The organism is Sphaerisporangium dianthi (assembly GCF_042654065.1).
Taxonomy (GTDB): domain Bacteria; phylum Actinomycetota; class Actinomycetes; order Streptosporangiales; family Streptosporangiaceae; genus Sphaerisporangium; species Sphaerisporangium dianthi.
The window spans coordinates 256,702-275,332 of record NZ_JBHSFP010000001.1 but is presented as its reverse complement, the minus strand read 5'-3'; the positions used below and the strand labels follow the sequence as shown (position 1 = coordinate 275,332).

The window sequence follows — 18,631 nt, the reverse complement described above, 5'->3', positions numbered from 1 at the left end:
CTAGGTCGCAGTGGTCAGGTGTGATGGCTCGGTCAGTGCTTCACGGGCTCCGGCGTAGTCGGCAAGCCGCATGGAAAGCGTGTCGACGGCCAAAGCGCGTGGCAGGGCCGCACTGAACTTCAGCCCGTTGAGCGCCCGGTCGTCGATGTCTGGAGGCAGTGGATCGCGGCTCCGGAGATCCCGACGGGCTCGGTGCCAATCAGGCCACGTCAGGTCGTTGCGAAGCCTGATGTTGAAGTCGTTCACACGGTGGACGGGATCTACCAGGCTTCCGAGCGTGGCCTTGAGCGTGGCGTTGGCCCGATACCCGGCCCATGTCCACCAGATGAGGTCGTCGTCCACGCGGGTGACCACGGTGCCCACAGAGTGGACGGTGGAGGCGTTCTCCGCGCGTACTTTCGCCAGTACATCGATCGCTCGGTGGGTCAGCCGCACAGGAGGGGTAGCACCTAGCACGACGTCGCGCATGGCACGGGTGAGTGCGAAGGACAGCCCGAAGGACCCGGTCGATGCCCAGCGCGCCTCCCCTCCGGTTCCTTCGAGGGGATCGACGAAGCACCGGCGGCGGCGCCAGTCGATCCAGTCGACCTGCCAGGTACGCCCGGCGAGCAGGAGCAGCCGAGGGCCGGCCACTGATGAGGTGAGCAGTGTGGGGTCGGTTCGGCCGATCTCCTTACTGCCGTGCAGCACCGTGAACTCCGGTGGTGCGGTGAACACCGCGACCAGTTCCATGAAGTGGCGGCGGCCGAACCGTTCCTCCGCTTTCGGTCCGATGTGCAGCCATGGGCCGTCCTTCTCCAGGAAACCGTCGCCCACAAGATGGTCGAGGATCGGCTGCGCCTCTCGCCGCTCGAATAGTGGATACCCGTTCCACCAATCGGGCCACCCAGTGTCATCGACGCGCCCCTCCTGCATGGTGAGCGCCAGGAGCTGCTGGGCGATGATGTGGCGTGGCGAGGGAGGCGGCTGGGCCGGTTCTACGAAGCCCGTGCCCCAGAGCAGGAGGAGTCCGGCGCACGTGAGCAGGTCGTCATGGGTCAGGGCCAGGACCAAGCAAGTGCGCCGGGTACCGGTACGGCGTCCCGTCCGGCCGAGTCGCTGGAGGAACGAGGCCACCGACCAAGGTGCGTTCATCTGTATCACGCGATCCAGGTCGCCGACGTCGATGCCTAGTTCCAGTGTTGAGGTGGAGACGATGACGCAGTCTTGTGCCTCGGCGAAGGCCTCCTCGGCACGCCGGCGTTCGTCCGCCGAGAGCGAGGCATGGGACAGGAACGTGGTGACTCCGTGGCCGCGGAGCAGTTCGCCCAACTCCTCCACCATGCGCCGAGAGTCGCAGAACACGAGCCGTTTCTCGCTCTGGAACCAGGCGATGACCCGGGCCGCGTTGGGCAGTGAGCCGACGTAGTCCAGCTCCACATCCGCAGAGGCCGCCTCAATGGTCTCGTCGGGTGTGATGACCCTTGCGGGACGAATTCCGGCGTTGGACCCCTGCAGCCAGGTCAGGACGTCCTCCGGGTTCCCCACGGTGGCCGACAGTCCGATCCGCTGGAGGGGGCGGCCCGCGAGATGGGTGAGGCGCTCCAGCACGCTTAACAGGTGCCAGCCCCGATCGTCCTTGGCGAACGCGTGCGCCTCGTCCACGACGACGGCGTGCAGGTCTCCCAGCAGACGCCTATGATCGACGCTTCTGCTGATCAGCATGGACTCCAGGGATTCGGGCGTGGTCAACAGAATGTCCGGCGGGTCCCTCAGGATGGCCTGCCGCCGTGATCCCGGTACGTCGCCGTGCCAGATCTCCACGCGCCGGCCGAGCCAGCCCGCGTAGGACCTCAACCGAGGCAGCAGGTTGTTGAGCAAGGCCTTGAGTGGGCAGACATAAATCACCGACAGGCCGTTCCATTCCTCCTTCTCCATCGCAGACAGCAGAGGAAAGACCACCGCCTCGGTCTTCCCGCCGGCGGTCGGGGCGACCAGCAGTGCATCCGAACCGTCCTCCACCGGGCCGAGGGACGCCGTCTGGAGAGGGCGGAGGCGGGACCAGCCGAGGGTGTTGGCGAGGTGATACGCGAGCGTGGGGTGCAGGACGGTCGACGAGGGGGTCACGGCAGGTCGAGATCGACTTCGGCGGCAGACATGGGGAGGCGCCTTCTCCGCAGGGCGTTGCGCTCCTCAGCGGTCAGCTCCGCTTCGTTGAGCTTCGTCCGCTCGTAGTCCCTCCGGGGCACGAAGTCCTCGTACTCGGACACCCGGAACAGCACGTCCGCGACCAGCTTCCGCAGAAAGACCCGGGGAGCCGTACCGGCACCCAGGTGTCCCGCTACGGCGGTGGCCAGATCCTTGACGTATCCATCGTCGACCAGCGTCCTGACCCGATCCTCCGCGGGGTCACTCTGCGCGAATAGGTCGCGTACCCGGCAGCCGAGCTCGACCAGGCGGTCACGGTCGAAACCGGTGAGACGTATCTGTACTGCTCGCGCCGTGTCGAAGCGAGCATTGGTCTGGAAGTCGGTGTGCAATCGCTGAGCGAGCGGAGCGGACAGCTGAACCCCTTGACGGCCGTCGTAGAAGGCAGGAGTACCCGTGATGACAAGGTAAAGGCCCGCGAATCGGTTTCTGTCGATGTCGTCGATGAGGCCTCGGAGGGTGTTGAGGCTCCGCTCGCGGAGATTGCTCGGCACGCGCTGCACCGTCTCGACTTCATCGAGTATCACGAGCAGCCCTGGGTGGCCGCAGTCGCGGAGCACCACAAGGAGGCCTTGCAGGAAGTCGAACGCGTTGCCCGCGTCCACCTCACCCTTGATTCCCGCATGGCGCCGGACCGATGCCGCGACGTTCTGTTGGCCACCGATCCAGGCGAGCAGTCCATCGGCCGTCGCGGCGTCCCCGGCAAGCCGCGCCTGACGGTAGAAGCGCAGAGCCGTCGCGAAAGCTGGGACATTGCGCGACACCTCTGACAACCGGGACTCGATGCGCTCCTCGACCGCCGAGTCGATGGCCTTTCTGTTCTCCGAGGCGATCCCGTCCGCTGTGTCGACCTCACCCTCCAGCACGAGCAGCCAGGTGTCGACGATGTCCCGCAGCGCGCTCGGCTGGCTGCCCGCCGTGGACAGGGTGCGGACCAGACCCCGGTAGACGGCCTGGGGCTTGTACAACGGAGTGTCGGTGTCCGTTATCTGTACCTCGCTGGCGGCCATCCGCATGTGCTTGGCCCGCTCGGCGAGCCAGCGCGCGAAGAAGGTCTTACCCGAGCCGTACTCACCGCGGATCGCCTTGAAGCCGCCGCCGCCACTCGCCGCACCGGCCAGTTCGTCGTCCAACACCTTTTCGAATCGTTCCATGCCGACCGCGAACAGGTCGAGGTCATTCTGCGGAACAGTGCCGCGGGACAGGGCGGCGATGATTCGCTGTCGTCGGATCCGGCTGACCTTGCGCGTCACGATCCACTCTCCTCGTCGATGAACTGTTCTTTGAGAAGCCGAAGGTTCAGATCGACGGTCTGGTCCCGGTCCGTGAGCGTGAGGATGGTCTCGTCGATATTGAGCAGTCGCTTCACCGCAGGTAGCAGAAGCCTGGTCTTCTCCACCTGCTCGCCGATCACCTTGGCCATTTCGATTACCGAAAGGCGGCCGCCGCGAGCGTCCAGAGCATTGATCAGGGCGGCTACTTTGTCGTCCTCGATCGAAAACGGCACGACTTCACGCTGCTCGGTGTACGCCTCGGAGATGATCACACGTTCGCCAAGCCGGACCACCGTCGGAGCCGGTGGCTGTTGCCGCTTCACCGGTGTGCCGATGCGCGCGCCGTTGGGAAGCGGCGGGGGCACCTTGGGTGGGGGGTAGGAAATAGGCGGCACCTGGACCTGGCCAGTCGGCTTCGAAGTCGCTGCAGCACCCTGACCGACCGTGACCGATGGTGGCCGTCGCGGTTCGGCACGCGCAGGGGGCGAAGATGCGGGAGAGACAGCTTTGCGCCGTCCGACCGGAGAGGACTCCCGGGGGGTGTCGGGATTGAACATCACCGCCGATCCAGGTGCGACCGTCGGAGTGCGAACCGTTTTCGGGTTCACACGGATCCATCGGCGCCCAACGAGCGCCCGGCCCCATTCACCGGCGATCGGGCGATGGCCATGCGCGGAGGCGGCGAGATCGAAGAGTTGGGTGATCTGGTCGGCGACATGCGGGTCTAGCCCAGGGAGCAGCTTGAGGCTCGCGCCGGGTCGGACATGCGCGTCCCGCGAGAGCACGCGGCCGACCAGCAATGCCAGCTTGTACCGGTCAGTGTCCAGATCAGGACCCGTGGAAGGCTGGCAGGGATCGTTCCAGTCGGGAGTGTGGGCCTGCCGCAGCACTGGCTCTCTTCCCTGCCGCCGGAAGCCGTCACAGTCCAGGACGAAGATGCCGTACGGATCCGCCGGCTGCCACAACAGGTTCCGATAGGAGATGTCCCCGAGCACGATCCCATGACCATGCAGGAGTTCGACCAGCCGGGTGGCCTGCAGAGCGATCTGCAGCCGCTCCTGGATACCCGGCTGGTACAGGTTGCGCCAGGCCCAGCCGGGCTCGTAGAGCAGGTACTGCAGCTCGACGAGCCTGCTGGACCTGCCGATGATCGCGGAGAACTCGCGGGGGACCTCCGGCATGAGAAAGCCGGTGACCCGCGTTCCGGCGACGATCCTGGCGACGGGCCAGGCGCAACGTGCCAGCAGCGACTGCCGGTCGGTTCCCGTCAGAGACTGCCCGAACTCCACCATCTCCGCGAGCTCTCCGCCGTCGACCGGCCCCACCTGCGGCATGTACTCCTTGTAGACCAGCCTCTCCGGGCCGAGCACGCGTTTGACGATGCCCTGCCCGCCCGAGCCCAGCGGTTCCGGCTCAAGGACAAGCGAGTCGCGACGCCGGTCAAGACGGTGAACCGCGAGAGACATTCACACCGTCCACACGCAGATAGCCGTGCGGTCGTCGTCGTGCGACTTGGCCCGGAAGCTCATCTGCCAGAAGAACTCGGGCAGCGATGGTAGGGATCCCCGGCCCCACCAGGTAGCGAGCTGGGCGGCCACGAGATCTCCGCCCATGGGCCTGGCCAAGCCGTCGGTGCAGAGTAGCAGCATGTCGCCGGGACAGAGATCCACGATCTGGGTCTCCACCCGGTGGGTGTCCCGAGGCAGGGCGTGTGTCCTCGACGAACTGACCGACTCCTCCGTCTTCTGCGGGAAGCACGGCTGCCAGGCTTCATCGCGCAGGCACATCGCCTCGCTGTCTCCCACACGCATCAGCGTCGCCTGGAGCCGCTCGGTGTCGATGAGCGCGACCACGAGCGTGGCGCTCAGGTCCTCTGCGGGCACTGCTCGTCCACTGACCCCCGCCTCGGCGCGTTTCATGAGGTCGTCGGCGATGTTCTCGAAGAAGGCCTCTGGCTGAGGATCCAGGGTGACCGGGTCGAAGAGATCCTCGATGTTGTTCCTGGCAGATACACACACCTCGGCGGCGCCCAGGTGTGAGAGAGGTTTGCTGCCGAGCCCGTCGGCGACACAGGCGAGAAGTAGCGTGTCGTCGATCTGCCAGAAGCCCATTCCGTCCTGACGGCTCAGTCCCTGGTGTTGGTGGGACTCGCCGCGGATCGACGCGGCGCGCACGACAATGCCGGGTAGGTCCGCGCCGTCGAGCTCGCTGTCCGGACATCTCGCGTCCATGTTGGGCACACCTGTGAGGGCGGGGCGCACCATCGGTCTGCGCCCGATGACGAGCGGCTCCGGGATGGCGGACACCTGTTCAACCGACATTTCCTCGTGCGGTTGCTCCACGTGAGTGCTGCTCCTCGCTTCGCGTCGCATCAGACGAGGTCGACAGGCAGGACGGTGTAGCCGGCCACCTGATCGGGGACGACCAGCCGAGGTTGCTCGTCCGGGCTGGAGGAGGAGGCGACCGCGGACTGGACGACCGAGTTGAGCAGCTGCTTGGCGAACTCGCGCAGTGCCTGGGTGGGGGACACATCGCCGTTGGCGACGAAAGCGCGGAAGGTGGCCACCTGAGCCAGGGTCGCGGGCTGCGCGTCACCGAAACCGAAAGCCAGGATGTGCGGGTGCGGGCCGAAGCCGGGGTCGACCAGCCGCTGATGATGGGCATGCCAGCCCTCGTCGGTGGGCTGACCGTCGGTGAGGAAGAAGACCGTGGGCCGGTACGGGGCATGGCCGGCCTGTCTCAGCTGCTTGATGTCCTGCTCGATCGTGTCGCGCAACAGTGAGAACGCGGCACCGTAGCTGGTCATGCCTCGCGCGCTGAGCTGGGGGATCGAGTGGATGTCATTGAGATCGGCAAGGGGAAGCAGAACTGCGGCGCCCGAGCTGAAGCCGATGATGCCCAGCCGTGCCTTGTCCGCCACCACTGGATTGCTGGCGATCTCGTCATAGATCGTGGGCAGTTCCTGGTTGATGGCCCGGATCGGGTCGCCGTCCATCGAGTACGACTCGTCGCAGACAAGGTAGAAGGGCAGTACCTGCTCACTCATGGGAATGCTGCCTACGCTTTCGGGTTGTCGGGGGCGCAGCCGTCCGTGACGAAGTAGATCTCCATGGAGATCGACCCGCTGGGTGCGGCGAGGTCGTGGAAGTTCCGGGTAGCGGCCGTGCCGAAAATCTTCGGGTACGCCCTGCGCGCGGCCGCATTGACGCGCGTGGCGAGATGGACCCCGTTGCCCGCGTCGCCGTTGGCGCCGAAGGTCAGCACCATGCCGGCGTGCCGCCCGGCGAGGTGGTCCCTGTGTTTGAGTAGCGAACGTTGGACCTGCGTGGTCAGCGCACGATCGTCGATGCCCGGGTTGATCCGGAACGAGATCTTGACCGGCTTCGCCCGGACACCGCCGATGCGGGTCGCGCATGGGGATGGAGTCGGGCTTGGCGACGGTGTCGCGGTGCCTCCGGCCGCACGCGGACTGAGGGGAATGGCGGGCGGTGCTTGGGCGCCGAGCATGATGATCGTCAGCCCGAGAAGCAGGTCGGCGAAAAGCCATCCGGCCAGCAGGATGGAGGTGGTCGGTCTTCGGCGTATCGTCACCGCGGCTCCCCCAGAGACTCTGAGGCCACCCCTGATCCGTTCCAGGAACCAACCGGTACTTTCGAAGCGGCGGCTGGTGCGTCCCGAGCCTCATGAAGCACGTCCGAGGAATCGCCGGGGGAACCGGGCACAACTGAGATTGCGGTCGACGCGGATGCGGAGACCACCTCGGTCGCGTGGTGCACCGTGGACTCCAAGTGGTTGATCGCGTCCTTCAGTTCTGCGAACTCGCCGGCGGTCAGTTCCTTGATTTTCAACGGCAAGCTGGAGATGACGCCGTCGAGCGCGGCCGGCAGTTGGCCGAGCACGCGCCGGGTTTCCTCCAGGGCAGTGACCGATCTGCCGGAGACGTCGGAGGCGATCTCTATCCGGGAGGCGTGTTCTCCGGCGGACGCGGCCCAGTCCCCGAGGGCTTCCCGGATCTCCATGCTGGTGTTTCCCAAGGTCGCGCGGATATCGACGCTTGTGTTGCCCAACGTCTCCCGGATGTCAGTGCCGGTGCTGCCGAACGTCTCACGGAACTCTGACGCCGTGATGGAGAGTGTGTCGCTCATCTGTTGTCCGAACAGCTCGGCGGCCTTCGCCGTCGATACGCTGACCGTCACCTTCGCCTCGTCGATGGCGGACTCAATGCGGCTCGCCGCATTCACGAACTCACCCGCGTGGATACCCAGCGCCTCGACTCGGGCATCGAGAGCGGCGATATGCGTGTCGAGCGCCGCGACACGGCCGTCCATGATCGCGATCACCTCTCTCACCGCGCGGGTCGACTGCGCGACTTCATGACCGACCGCCTCGCCCATTTCGAGGCTGGTCTTGGAGACGGTCATGGAAAGGTGCTCGCCGGCGGTCACGATCGCCTGCTCGGCCTTGGTTCCTGTGGCCGAGATGACGGTCGACGTCTGCCGCACGGAGTCGATCATTTCGGCGCAGGCCGTGTTGATGTCGGTGAGGTGCCTGTCGAGCCTCTCGACCGCTCCCTGCACGCCCGTCGCTCCGGCGACGAGCGACTCTGACACCTTCTCTGCGGACTCCAATGCCTGCGTGAGCGATTTACTCAGGTCCTGCTGCATCTTGCGCGTGGTGGAGCCTATCTTCTTGATCTCACCGGCGGCCTTGGTGAGTTCGCCGGTGAATCGTGTCGGTGAGGAGAGTCGCACCTGGTTGAGCATGAGCGTCGCCTGCGTCAAGGCACCGCGCAGCCGGGCCCGCAACCGGCCGAGCTCTTGCTCCGAACGATCTTCAGCGCGGCGGCCTGTGGTGTTCTCGTAGACGGTCCACACGATGAGGAAGGCGATCACCGCAAGAGTGCAAGCGGCGATGCTGTCGAACTTGAACAGCCAGAAGAGCCGGCCATCGAAACCCTGCTGCCACATCTCGAGGAAGGGACGGCGCGCCACCTCCGGCCCACCGGCATCCAGAGCGGAACCGTAGGCGGAAGTGGCCATTTTCAGGCCGAACCATGTGGTCAGAATGGGGACGAAGACCAGAACGGAACTGATCGTCGCTCTGGCGCCGCTCGACATCCGCTGCTTCTTCCGGCCCGTGAGTATTTCCACCGAGTGGCCGGTCGCGATCAGGGTGTCTTCTGGCGCGAAGGCGGCGAAGAGATCGACCTCACACCAGCGTTCGGCTTTCCCCGTGAATGGGCCGTCGGCTGGTTCAGAAGGCGAACCAGCATCCGCTGGGATCACCGCCAGAAGCTGGCGTGCTCCGAGGATGGCGTCCGCGAGGTCACACAGTTGGTCGCTGCGGGCCTCCATGAAGGGGTGGCCGGCGATCTGCCGAAGCTCGTCGGCAAGCTCCTGGTCGGTCACGGACGACGGATGTCCTTTCATGAGACGCGAGGTAAGCGGAAACGGATGGTTCCGCTGCGATCAACGTGATTCCGGTGAACCATGGCGCATATGTGGTCAGACGTGGCACCCGTCACGGGGGTTTACCGACGATATTCAAGAGTGATCCGCGTCCATGGCCGTCTCGGTTCCGGTCGATGGGCTCGAAGGCGAGTTGTGGTTTCTGGTCAGCCTTCCTGGGCGAGCCCTAGCTCCTTTGAGCCTTCATGATCATGTTTGTCTGGCGAAGGGTCGTCGCCTCGTGCAGCCTGGTACCAGGCGCCGCCGTGTCAGGGGTCGACGGTTTCTGGGTGGCCTGCTCTGTCCGCATCCGCGATATGGCAGGGAGAGCCGCTGGCTCGAGTGTAGACTTCTGTGAACTTGATGCACAACTCTACTGGAGGGGTCGACAGGACCGCGCGCCATGTCTTAAGGTTCAGTACACACGTGAGTCACCCGCATGGCTTCTGCGGTTTGTTCTGCAAGTGTGGCCGTGGCTGCAATTTAGTCAAACTGCTAGCTAAATGGGTCGTAAGTGATGAATCGGACATGCTGTTTTGTGATTAGTGTCTGTCCAAATCAAAGTCTTGCATTGGCTTTACCGGTTTACGATGATGGCTTGATCTTCTTAGCGTCGGCGAGGCGGTAGTTGTGACTCCTTTGGACCGGTCCGATCCCCAGCGGATCGGGGGCATCGTCTTACGGGGCAGACTCGGCGCCGGCGGCATGGGCAGGGTCTTCTTCGGGGTCACGCCCGACTACGAGCGGGTCGCCGTCAAGGTGATCCGTGAGGACCTCGCGGACCGGTCCGAGGTGCGGGCGAGGTTCGCCCGCGAGATCGACGCGCTGCGCACCATCCAAGGGCCTTCCATCGCGAGTCTCGTGCAGGCGTCCGAGGACGAGGGCGAACGCCCCTGGCTCGCGGTCGAGTACGTCCGAGGGCTGAGCCTGCGCGAGTTCGTCGACCTCCAGGGGCCGCTCCCGGCCGATCAGGCGGCCACCCTCGGCGTGCTGCTGGCGGACGCGCTGCACGCCGTTCACCAGGCGGGCCTGCTCCACCGGGACCTCAAGCCGGGAAACGTCCTGCTGGGAAGGGACGGGCCCAAGGTCATCGACATGGGCCTGGTCGCGCTCGCTGAAGGGCCGACCGACCTCACCACGTCGGAGTCGATGCTGGGCACCCCCGCGTGCATGCCCCCCGAGCAGATCAACACTCCGAAGGCCGTGACGGCCAAGGCCGATGTCTACGCGCTCGGGGCGACGCTGCTGTTCGCCCTCACCAAGCATTACCCCTACGACGCCGCGAATCTGCACGCGCTCCTCTACATCATCACCGACCCCGCCAAGCGGCCCGACCTGGACGGCCTTCCCGAGGACATCACCCCGATCGTCTCGGCGATGCTCGCCCACGACCCCGCCGACCGCCCGGACGTGGGGCAGGCCAGGGCATGGTTCACCGAGCTGGCCACCAGGGACGGAGTCACCCTGCCCGTCGCGATTCGGCGGCTGGCGGTGGCGACGTACGTGGAGCGGCCATCCGATCCCCCCGAGATGGACGAGCCCTTGCGGCGGAGGCGGGAGCTCACCCACGTCCTGAACGCGGACACCGTCGTCGCGCGACTGGCCGAGCGTCTGCGCGGCGCCTACGCCGGCAACGCCAGATTCTGAGCGGCACGGTCCGCAGACAGTTCCAAAGGAGAGCAGTGACCGAGACGACCTTTCCCCCCGGCGCTCGGGTCTGGATCCGCGAAGCGGAGTGGCTGGTCCGCACGTGTACCCCCGTCCAGCACGACGCCGAGCATCACCGGATCACGGTGGTCGGCGCGTCGGAGTTCGTCCAGGACGAGGAGGCCGTGTTCTTCACCGACCTCGACGATGTCGAGTTGATGCGTCCTGAAGAGACGGTCCTCGAACAGGACGAGACGCGGCACTTCGCCAAGAGCCGCCTGTTCCTGGAGGCGGTGCTGCGCAGGACGCCGCTGCCGCAGACCGAGAAGGGCCTCGCGTTATCCGACCGGTTCCTGCTGGACTCGCTGCCCTACCAGCTGCGCCCGGCCGAACTGGCGCTGAAGGGCTTACGGCCCCGCATCCTGCTCGCCGACGTGGTCGGCCTGGGCAAGACCCTTGAGATCGGGCTCATCCTCGCCGAGCTCATCCGGCGCGGCCGAGGCGATCGCATCCTGGTGGTCACCCCGCAGCAGGTGCTGGAGCAGTTCCAGCACGAGCTGTGGACGCGGTTCTCCATCCCGCTGATCCGGCTCGATTCGGTCGGCATCGAGCGCATCCAGCGTGAGATCCCCGCTGGGCGCAACCCGTTCACGTACTACAAGCGGATCATCGTCTCCGTCGACACGCTGAAGAACGAGGGCAAGTACGGCCAGCACCTGGAGAAGATCCACTGGGACGCCGTGGTCATCGACGAGTCGCACAACCTGATCGGTGAGACGAGTCTGCGCAACAAGCTGGCCAGGCTGCTGGCCCGCCGCACCGACGCGCTGCTGATGGCCAGCGCCACCCCGCACAACGGCGACAGCAAGTCGTTCGCCGAGTTGATCCGCATGCTGGATCCGGCCGCCATCGCCAACGACGACGACTACTCGGCCAAGGACATCAAGCACCTCTACATCCGCCGTACGAAGGTCAACCCCGAGGTGCGGGACCACATAGGCACCAAGTGGCCCGACCGTGGGCCGTCCGTCCCGATCAGGTGCGCAGCCTCCGGCCCGGAGGAGCGCATCTTCGCCGAGCTAACCGAGGTGTGGCTGGCCGGCGACCGGCGCGAGGGCGGGGCTCTCGTCAGCAAGGAACGACGGCTGTTTCCCTACACCCTGCTCAAGGCGTTCCTCTCCTCGCATCACGCGCTCGCCAAGACCGTGACCAACCGGCTGAAGAACACCGTCAAACCGCCCGAGCCGCGCGAGCGGGAAGCGCTGGAGACGCTCGGCAGGCTCGCCGCCCAGGTGACCGACAGCGATTCGGCCAAGCTCGCGGCCCTGGTGAAGCAGCTCACCGAGATCGGCGTCGGCCCGCGCAGCGACCGCCGGGCGGTGGTGTTCTCCGAGAGCGTCGAGACGGTGAAGTGGCTCGCAGGCGCTCTCCCGGCGCGGCTGGGCCTGACCACGCAGGGCGCCGTGGAGATGATGCTCGGCAGCGGCTTCACCGACCAGCAACAGCAGGAGGTCATCGAGCGGTTCTCGCTCGCCGACAGCAAGGTGCGCGTACTGGTCACCACCGACGTGACCTCCGAAGGCGTCAACCTGCACCGGCAGTGCCACCACCTCGTCCACTACGACGTGCCGTGGAGCCTGATCCGCATCGAGCAGCGCAACGGCCGCATCGACCGCTACGGGCAGGAGTACCAGCCGGAGTTCACGGCGCTGATCCTGACGTCCGGCGTGCCGGGAGCCAAGGACGACACGCTGGTCGCCGAGAAGCTCCTGGAGAAGGAGGCGACCGCACACCAGAGCCTCGGCACGGCCGAAGGGGTCACCGGGGAGTACCGCGCCGAGCGTGAGGAACGCCGGCTCATCCAGGACCTTCTCGACGGCAAGACCGTCGAGGAGTCCCTGGAGGCGCACGCGGGCCGCGACGTCATGGCCGACCTGCTCGCGGAGGACGGGGAGCAGCACGGCGACTCCGAGCCGGCGCGCGCGAACGTCCCGAAGCTGTTCGACAGCACCAGGGACTTCGTCAACGAGAGCGTGGAGACGCTCGGCCTGCTGAAAGACCTAGAGGACGACGGCGAGATGCTCGCCTTCGAGCCGCCGTCGGACCTCGTCCACCGGCTCTCCGCACTCCCCTCCTCCTACCTGCGCACGCATGACGTCAGGAAGCGGATGAAGGTCACCTTCAGTCGTTCCCTGGCCCAGCGCAAGCTCGACGAGGCCCGCAGGACCAAGACGATGTGGCCCGACATCGCCTACCTGTCCGACCTGCATCCCCTGGTGGAGTGGCTCACCGACAAGGTCCTCGTACGGCTCGGCCGGCAGAAGGCCCCCGTGCTGATCGCGGACGTCACCGAGCCGACCTTCCTCATCCAGGGCATCTACTCCAACACGCTCGGCCAGCCGACGGTGGTGGAGTGGATGGCGGTCACCGGGCTCACCGGTTCCCCCTCGCCCGCCGTGCACGACATGGTGGAGAGCTTGCGCCAGGCCAAGGTCGGGCCGCGGATGAATAACCCGGGCCTGCCGCTCGACCTCCGTACTCTCCAGGACCTGGTGAAACCGGCGGTCGAAGTCGCCCGTGCCCATCTGGAAGAGCGAAGGGCGCACTACGACGCGAAGATCGTCGAGCCTCTCGACGCCTACCGGGCGAAGCTCGCCGAGTGGCAGCAGCTCACCCTCGACGGCGTGCATGTCTCCCAGTTCGGCCGCAGGTCGGCCGGCGTGCGGGAGACCGTCGAAGAACAGCGGCGGCTTCTCGACTCCCTGCGGACCACTGGTGAACCGCTGCTGCGGGTGCTCGCCGTACTGATTGAGGGCTGAACCCATGAGCTTCGACTCGCTGGTGAACCGCGGCGACTACTTCTCGGCGCACTACCTCGCCGAAGTCCTGCCCAAGGACCTCAAGAAGAAGGACGGACTGCTCGCCCGCTGGAACGACGAGGAGAAGGCGGGCCGTACGACGCCGCGCCGCGGCCTGCGCGCGCTGGGTAAGCCGTACTTCGCGGGCCGGCCCTTCTTCGCCGACTTCGACGCCCGGCTGCGCGGCAACGACGCCGTCAGCCCGGACGAGGAGACCGAATGGCGTAAGGCGCTGAACGAGCTGCACGGTGACGTGCTGCGCTCCCTGGCCTTCGAGGCCGAGCCGCGCGAGATCACCGTGGAGCGGGCCGGCAAGGAGTACGCCGTCCAGGTCGCCTACGCCGACCAGCACCTGGTCGCCGTGGAGTGCGGCTGGGCCGCCGACGTGGACGCCGCCCTCGACGCCCGCTCGGGCCGGGTGCTGTTCCCGGTGCAGCTCGACAACCGGGAGCGCCTCACGTCGGTGACCAAGCTGGCGTCGTGGCTGCTCGCGAGCGACACTCCGCCGCGTTACGTGCTGATCCTCGCGGGGGGAGTGGTCGTGCTCGCCGACCGCGCCACGTGGGGGGAAGGGCGCTACCTCGCGGTCAGCCTGGACGTGGCGCTCGGGCGCAACAGCTCCGAAGAGCTGCAGGTCATCGCGGCGCTGTTCGGCGCCGACTCGCTGCTGCCGCCCGAGGAGGGCGGCGCGGACAAGCTCGACGAGCTGCTCACCAGCTCCCGTCAGCACGCCGTCGGCGTCTCCACCGAGCTTCGCAAAGGGCTGCAGAAGTCCGTCGAGCTCATCGCCAACGAGGTGCTGAACCGCATCCGGCAGGCCGAGCGGCCCACCGAGGACGGGCCCGTCCAGGTGCAGCCCGAGGACATCATGGAGCCTGGTGCTCTCGCCAAGGAACTGGGCCGCGAAGCACTGCGCTACCTCTACCGGATCCTGTTCCTGCTGTACGCCGAGGCACGGCCCGAGCACGGCATCCTGCCGACCGACGACGATGACTACACCAAGGGGTACAGCCTCGCCCGGCTCGGCGACCTCGTCGTCCGCGACCTGTCCGGCGAGGAGGGCAGGCACGGGTTCCACCTGTACGAGTCGCTCGACAAGCTGTTCCAGCTGGTCAACAGGGGCCACCGCCCCCGGGGTGGCGCCGCGCCGGAGGGCTCGGAAGGAGAGGGGCTGCGTTTCGAAGCGCTCCGCTCGGGGCTGTTCGAGCCGGAGGCCATCAAGCTCATCGGCCGCGAAGCCCTGACCATGCCCGGGTACGACGAGGACGACCCGGAAGCGCCGAAGATCGACACGCGGCTCCGCAACGAGACGCTGCACGAGGTGCTTCGCCTGCTCATGCTCACCCAGGGCCGCAGAAAGGAGCGCGGCGGGTTCATCTCGTACGCGCAACTCGGCATCAACCAGCTCGGCGCGGTGTACGAGGGCCTGATGTCCTACACGGGTTTCATCTCCACCGAGGAGCTGTACGAGGTCGCCAAGCACGGCGACCCGCACGGCGGTACCTGGACCATCCCCGCCTCCAAGGTCGACGACTACCCCTCGGACGTGTTCGTTCCCGAGGTCGACAGGCACGGGAACCTGACCGGTGGCTACCAGCACCACCCCAAGGGCGCGTTCGTGTACCGGCTCGCCGGGCGTGACCGTGAGACCAGCGCCTCCTACTACACGCCCGAGTCGCTGACCCAGGTCACCGTCCAGCTCGCCCTGCAGCACCGCCTCGACCAGGACGACACGGTCACCACCGCCCGCGAGATCCTGGAATGGAAGATCTGCGAGCCGGCCCTCGGGTCCGGCGCGTTCCTCAACGAGGCCATCAACCAGGTGGCCGCCGAATACCTCAGACGTCGCCAGAAGGAACTCGGCCAGAGCGTCGATCCGGAGAAGTACGAGGAGACGCTCCAGCGGGTCAAGGCGTACATCGCGCTGCACAACGCCTACGGGGTCGACCTCAACGAGACCGCAATCGAACTGGCCGAGGTGTCCGTCTGGCTGAACGTCATGCACCCCGGCCTCCAGGCGCCCTGGTTCGGGCTGCACCTGCGGCGGGGCAACTCCCTCATCGGCGCCGGCCGGCGCGTGTACGACCCGTCGGCGCTGGTCAAGGGGCAGTGGCTGAAGTCCGCCCCCGAGGACGTCCCGTTCTCCGCCGGCAAGCTCCCCTCCGGCAAGGTGCACCACTTCCTGCTGCCCGCCGAGGGCTGGGGAGCGGTCGCGGGGGCCAAGGAGGCCAGGGAACTCGCCCCCGAGGACACCAAGCGCCTGGGCGACTGGCGTCGACAGATCAGGAAGTCACCGTCGGACAAGAAGTCCGGTGGCCGGAAGCTCTCCCAGCTCCAGCGCCTCCAGGCGCTCTCCGGCCGCGCCGAATACCTCTGGGACCTGGTCATCCAGCGTCTCGCCATCTCCGAGCGCGAGATCAGCAGGAAAATCGACGTCTGGGGCGCCGACTGGATCGACCACCCCGCCGACGCCGTCTCCAAGGAGAAGGTCTTCGGCGACCTCGTCGCCCCAGGGACGCCGTACTGGCGCCTGAAGAAGGTCATGGACGCCTGGTGCGCCCTGTGGTTCTGGCCCCTCGACAAGGCCGCCCTCCTCGACGGCACCGCCCCCGTCTACACCCGGCTGACCCCGTTAAGCGCATCTGACTACGGATCAGACGCTGTAACACCGGCCACCACGGAGGTCGGCGCGGAGCCTGGAGGCGGTGGAGCGTCGTCTCCGGCACGCTCAAGTACCCCTGACCTGCTCCGGACGCCCATTCCCGCTGCCGCGGATGCCGAGGAGACGATCGGCTTCCGGGTCCGTCACCAGGACGCGCTGTTCGCGATCGGTGACGAGCAACTGTCCCTCGACGGCTTCGCCCACGAGGCCAAGGAAGCTCGTGCCACCCGCCCGAAGCCCGCCGCCCGCAAGCGCCCGGTCTTCGAACCCCTCCGCCCTGTCATCCCCCTCGCCAACCTCGACGACTGGCTCGACTTCGCCGAATCCCTCCTCGGCCGCGCCGACATCCACGAAGACTCCCTGGCCTCGAACTTCGCCAGCCTGGCCGACCTCGAGGCGTACGAAGACCAGCTACCACTCTGGATGGGCATGGCCTCCCCTAACAAACTGGCCGAACACTTCCCCTGGCTCGACACCATCGAAGACATCGCCGATCAACAAGGCTTCTTCCACTGGGAACTCCACTTCGCCCAGGCGCTCTCTACGGGTGGTTTTGACCTTCAGGTCGGTAATCCACCGTGGGTGCGTCCCACATGGGAGGAAGCTCCTGTTCTCGCTGAATTAGATCCTTGGTTCAAGCTTGCGGATCAGCCGCTTCCAGAAGATTTCCAGCAGCGCAAGAAGGCGGTATTGCGGAGTGCTCGAGCTACTCTCTTCATCCTCAACGAGCTTGTTGTGCAGGTAGGTAGTAACGGCTTCTTCTCTTCGCCCGGCACTTATGAGCTTCTAGTCGGTACGCAGCCTAACCTATACCGGGCATTCATGATTCGATGCTGGGTAAATAACGCGCCCTGCGGTACGGTTGGCCTTATTCACCCCGACAGTCATCTTGTAGGAGGTCAGGAAGGCGGCTTGAGGGAGGCGTCATATCGTCGTTTGCTTATTCATGCAGACTTCATGAACGCGGGAAATCGATTCTTTCCGGACCCTGTGAACCGGCGTACGCACTTCGGTCTTCATATTTACGGAACGGAAAAGGGGATTTGCTTCAAGCATCTGAGCTGGCTGTTTGATGTGCGCACCCTTATCGGCTCTCTTGCAGGTGGAGCTGATGGCGACCTGCCTGGAGTGAAATATAATGGAGATTGGGATCTGCGCCCGCATTCGGCGCGAGTGATCGAGGTAGACCCCCAAGTGCTGATCAGATGGCGCGAACTCTCCGGTGATCTCGAAGCGCCGCTGGAGCAAGTAAGGCTACTCTATCCCGTAACCATAGAAGAGCAGCATGCGATTTCCGCGCTAGCCTCCTTCGGTCGACGGCTAGGAGAAGCCCAACCCAAGATCAGTGGCGGCTATCATGAGGCGAATGCGAAGAAGCTTGGCCTCATTGGCTGGGACACCTTTGACCCCGAAAGTTGGTCGGAAGTTATACTCCAAGGGCCGTTGCTAGGGGTGGCGAACCCTATGGTGAAGAAGCCGAATATTCCTTGTAGGAGTAACCGAGACTATACAGCATTGAACCCAGAGGAAATCCCGGAAGATGGTGTCCTGCGTAGCAACTATAGGCGGGTCGCTAACTTGGATTCCTATCAAAAGGCGCAAGACGTATGGGATGGTCGGTCATACGCCGACTACTTCCGGGTGGCATGGCGCGAAATGATTGCTCCCAGTAACGAACGAAGCCTGTACGCGGCTCTGATTCCACCTGGCCCTACGCACATTCATGCTGTTCGCAGTATGGCGATGTCAACTAATCGAGAGACTGTTTTGGTCGCAGGCTTTTGGGCCTCGCTTCCGCTGGATTATCTACTGAGAATTACCGGACGTGGCCATCTGGATGTGACAGAGGCGCGAGCTATGCCCGCACCCCACCTTCAGCACCCTTTGGTGGAATCACTCATCCTTAGAACGCTTCGCCTGAATTGCCTAACTCGTGTATACGGTGAACTGTGGAGTGAATTATACAAGGAAGCTTGGCGATTGGAGGAATGGTGTCTCGATTGGCCAGGGTTGCCTGCAATTGGGGGAATTTCGGAAAAATGGGGACTCGCATCACCTTTGCGCAGTGAGCTGGAGAGAAGGGCGGCGCTTGTAGAATTGGATGCGCTCGTGTCCGTTTGGATGGGAATCGACGCAAATCAGCTAGTTTCCATCTATCGGTCTCGCTTTCCCGTGCTGGATGAATTCGAATCAGAGACCTGGTTCGACATGCGTGGTCGAAAGATTGCGGCGAACTTCAATACCTATGGTTACGGTCAGACAAAAGAGCACTATGAGAAGTTGATGGCCCACCTCGATCCGGAGATTTGTGGGCCGGTTCCGGATGGGTATGTGGGGCCGTTCTATAAGGCTGACCGGGAGGCTGAGTATCGGCAGGCTCATGCGGTTTTCAGTGAGCGGCTTCGCAGGGCGCAGGCGGGGGAGTGATGGCTCTCGTGGGCGGGAGCCGTACCCGGGAGGCGGCTTGGCGGGCCGGTGGCGTGGATCGTCAGACGTGTAGTCGGGTTATAGGCGCACAAAGCAGGGCGTTAGCCATACAACTTCATAGGAGGGCTA

General features: G+C 65.3%; 10 protein-coding genes. 3 read left to right on the top strand and 7 right to left on the bottom strand.

The window, feature by feature from the left end; translation table 11 throughout:
* Genes ACFO60_RS01085 through ACFO60_RS01055 form a run of 7 tightly spaced genes read right to left on the bottom strand, consistent with a single transcriptional unit; the run spans window position 1 to window position 8,869 of the window.
* Complete coding sequence (locus ACFO60_RS01085; protein ID WP_380835783.1) at window positions 1-2,106, bottom strand: DEAD/DEAH box helicase; 2,106 nt, start codon at window positions 2,104-2,106, stop codon at window positions 1-3.
* Window positions 2,103-3,440, bottom strand: a complete 1,338-nt coding sequence (gene brxD / locus ACFO60_RS01080; RefSeq protein WP_380835781.1) for a BREX system ATP-binding protein BrxD — start codon at window positions 3,438-3,440, stop codon at window positions 2,103-2,105. Before brxD ends, ACFO60_RS01085 begins: the two co-directional genes overlap by 4 nt.
* Window positions 3,437-4,927: a hypothetical protein gene (locus tag ACFO60_RS01075; protein WP_380835779.1), complete on the bottom strand. Its 1,491-nt coding sequence runs from the start codon at window positions 4,925-4,927 to the stop codon at window positions 3,437-3,439. Before ACFO60_RS01075 ends, brxD begins: the two co-directional genes overlap by 4 nt.
* Complete coding sequence (locus ACFO60_RS01070; RefSeq protein ID WP_380835777.1) at window positions 4,928-5,803, bottom strand: protein phosphatase 2C domain-containing protein; 876 nt, start codon at window positions 5,801-5,803, stop codon at window positions 4,928-4,930.
* 29 nt (window positions 5,804-5,832) lie between these two features.
* Entirely contained in the window at window positions 5,833-6,507 is a 675-nt protein-coding gene (locus tag ACFO60_RS01065) for a vWA domain-containing protein (protein ID WP_380835776.1), read from the bottom strand.
* Window positions 6,508-6,518: 11 nt separating this feature from the next.
* Window positions 6,519-7,052, bottom strand: a complete 534-nt coding sequence (locus ACFO60_RS01060) for a hypothetical protein (protein WP_380835774.1) — start codon at window positions 7,050-7,052, stop codon at window positions 6,519-6,521.
* Entirely contained in the window at window positions 7,049-8,869 is a 1,821-nt protein-coding gene (locus ACFO60_RS01055; protein ID WP_380835772.1) for a hypothetical protein, read from the bottom strand. The genes ACFO60_RS01060 and ACFO60_RS01055 overlap by 4 nt, the downstream gene beginning before the upstream one ends.
* Window positions 8,870-9,538: 669 nt before the next feature.
* On the opposite strand from ACFO60_RS01055, the gene ACFO60_RS01050 reads away from it, so the two are divergent.
* Genes ACFO60_RS01050 through ACFO60_RS01040 form a run of 3 tightly spaced genes read left to right on the top strand, consistent with a single transcriptional unit; the run spans window position 9,539 to window position 18,502 of the window.
* A complete protein-coding gene (locus tag ACFO60_RS01050; protein WP_380835770.1) occupies window positions 9,539-10,555 on the top strand; it encodes a serine/threonine-protein kinase in 1,017 nt (338 codons plus the stop codon).
* Window positions 10,556-10,590: 35 nt separating this feature from the next.
* Entirely contained in the window at window positions 10,591-13,374 is a 2,784-nt protein-coding gene (locus ACFO60_RS01045; protein ID WP_380835768.1) for a DEAD/DEAH box helicase, read from the top strand.
* A 4-nt stretch (window positions 13,375-13,378) separates the two neighbouring features.
* On the top strand, window positions 13,379-18,502 hold the full coding sequence (locus ACFO60_RS01040; RefSeq protein ID WP_380835766.1) for a class I SAM-dependent DNA methyltransferase: 5,124 nt from the start codon (window positions 13,379-13,381) through the stop codon (window positions 18,500-18,502).
* Window positions 18,503-18,631: the final 129 nt, after the last annotated feature.

Coding starts and splice junctions, on each gene's coding strand:
- ACFO60_RS01075 (WP_380835779.1), bottom strand. CDS start 4,927: ATGTCTCTCGCGGTTCACCGTCTTGACCGGCGTCGCGACTCGCTTGTC.
- ACFO60_RS01040 (WP_380835766.1), top strand. CDS start 13,379: ATGAGCTTCGACTCGCTGGTGAACCGCGGCGACTACTTCTCGGCGCAC.
- ACFO60_RS01065 (WP_380835776.1), bottom strand. CDS start 6,507: ATGAGTGAGCAGGTACTGCCCTTCTACCTTGTCTGCGACGAGTCGTAC.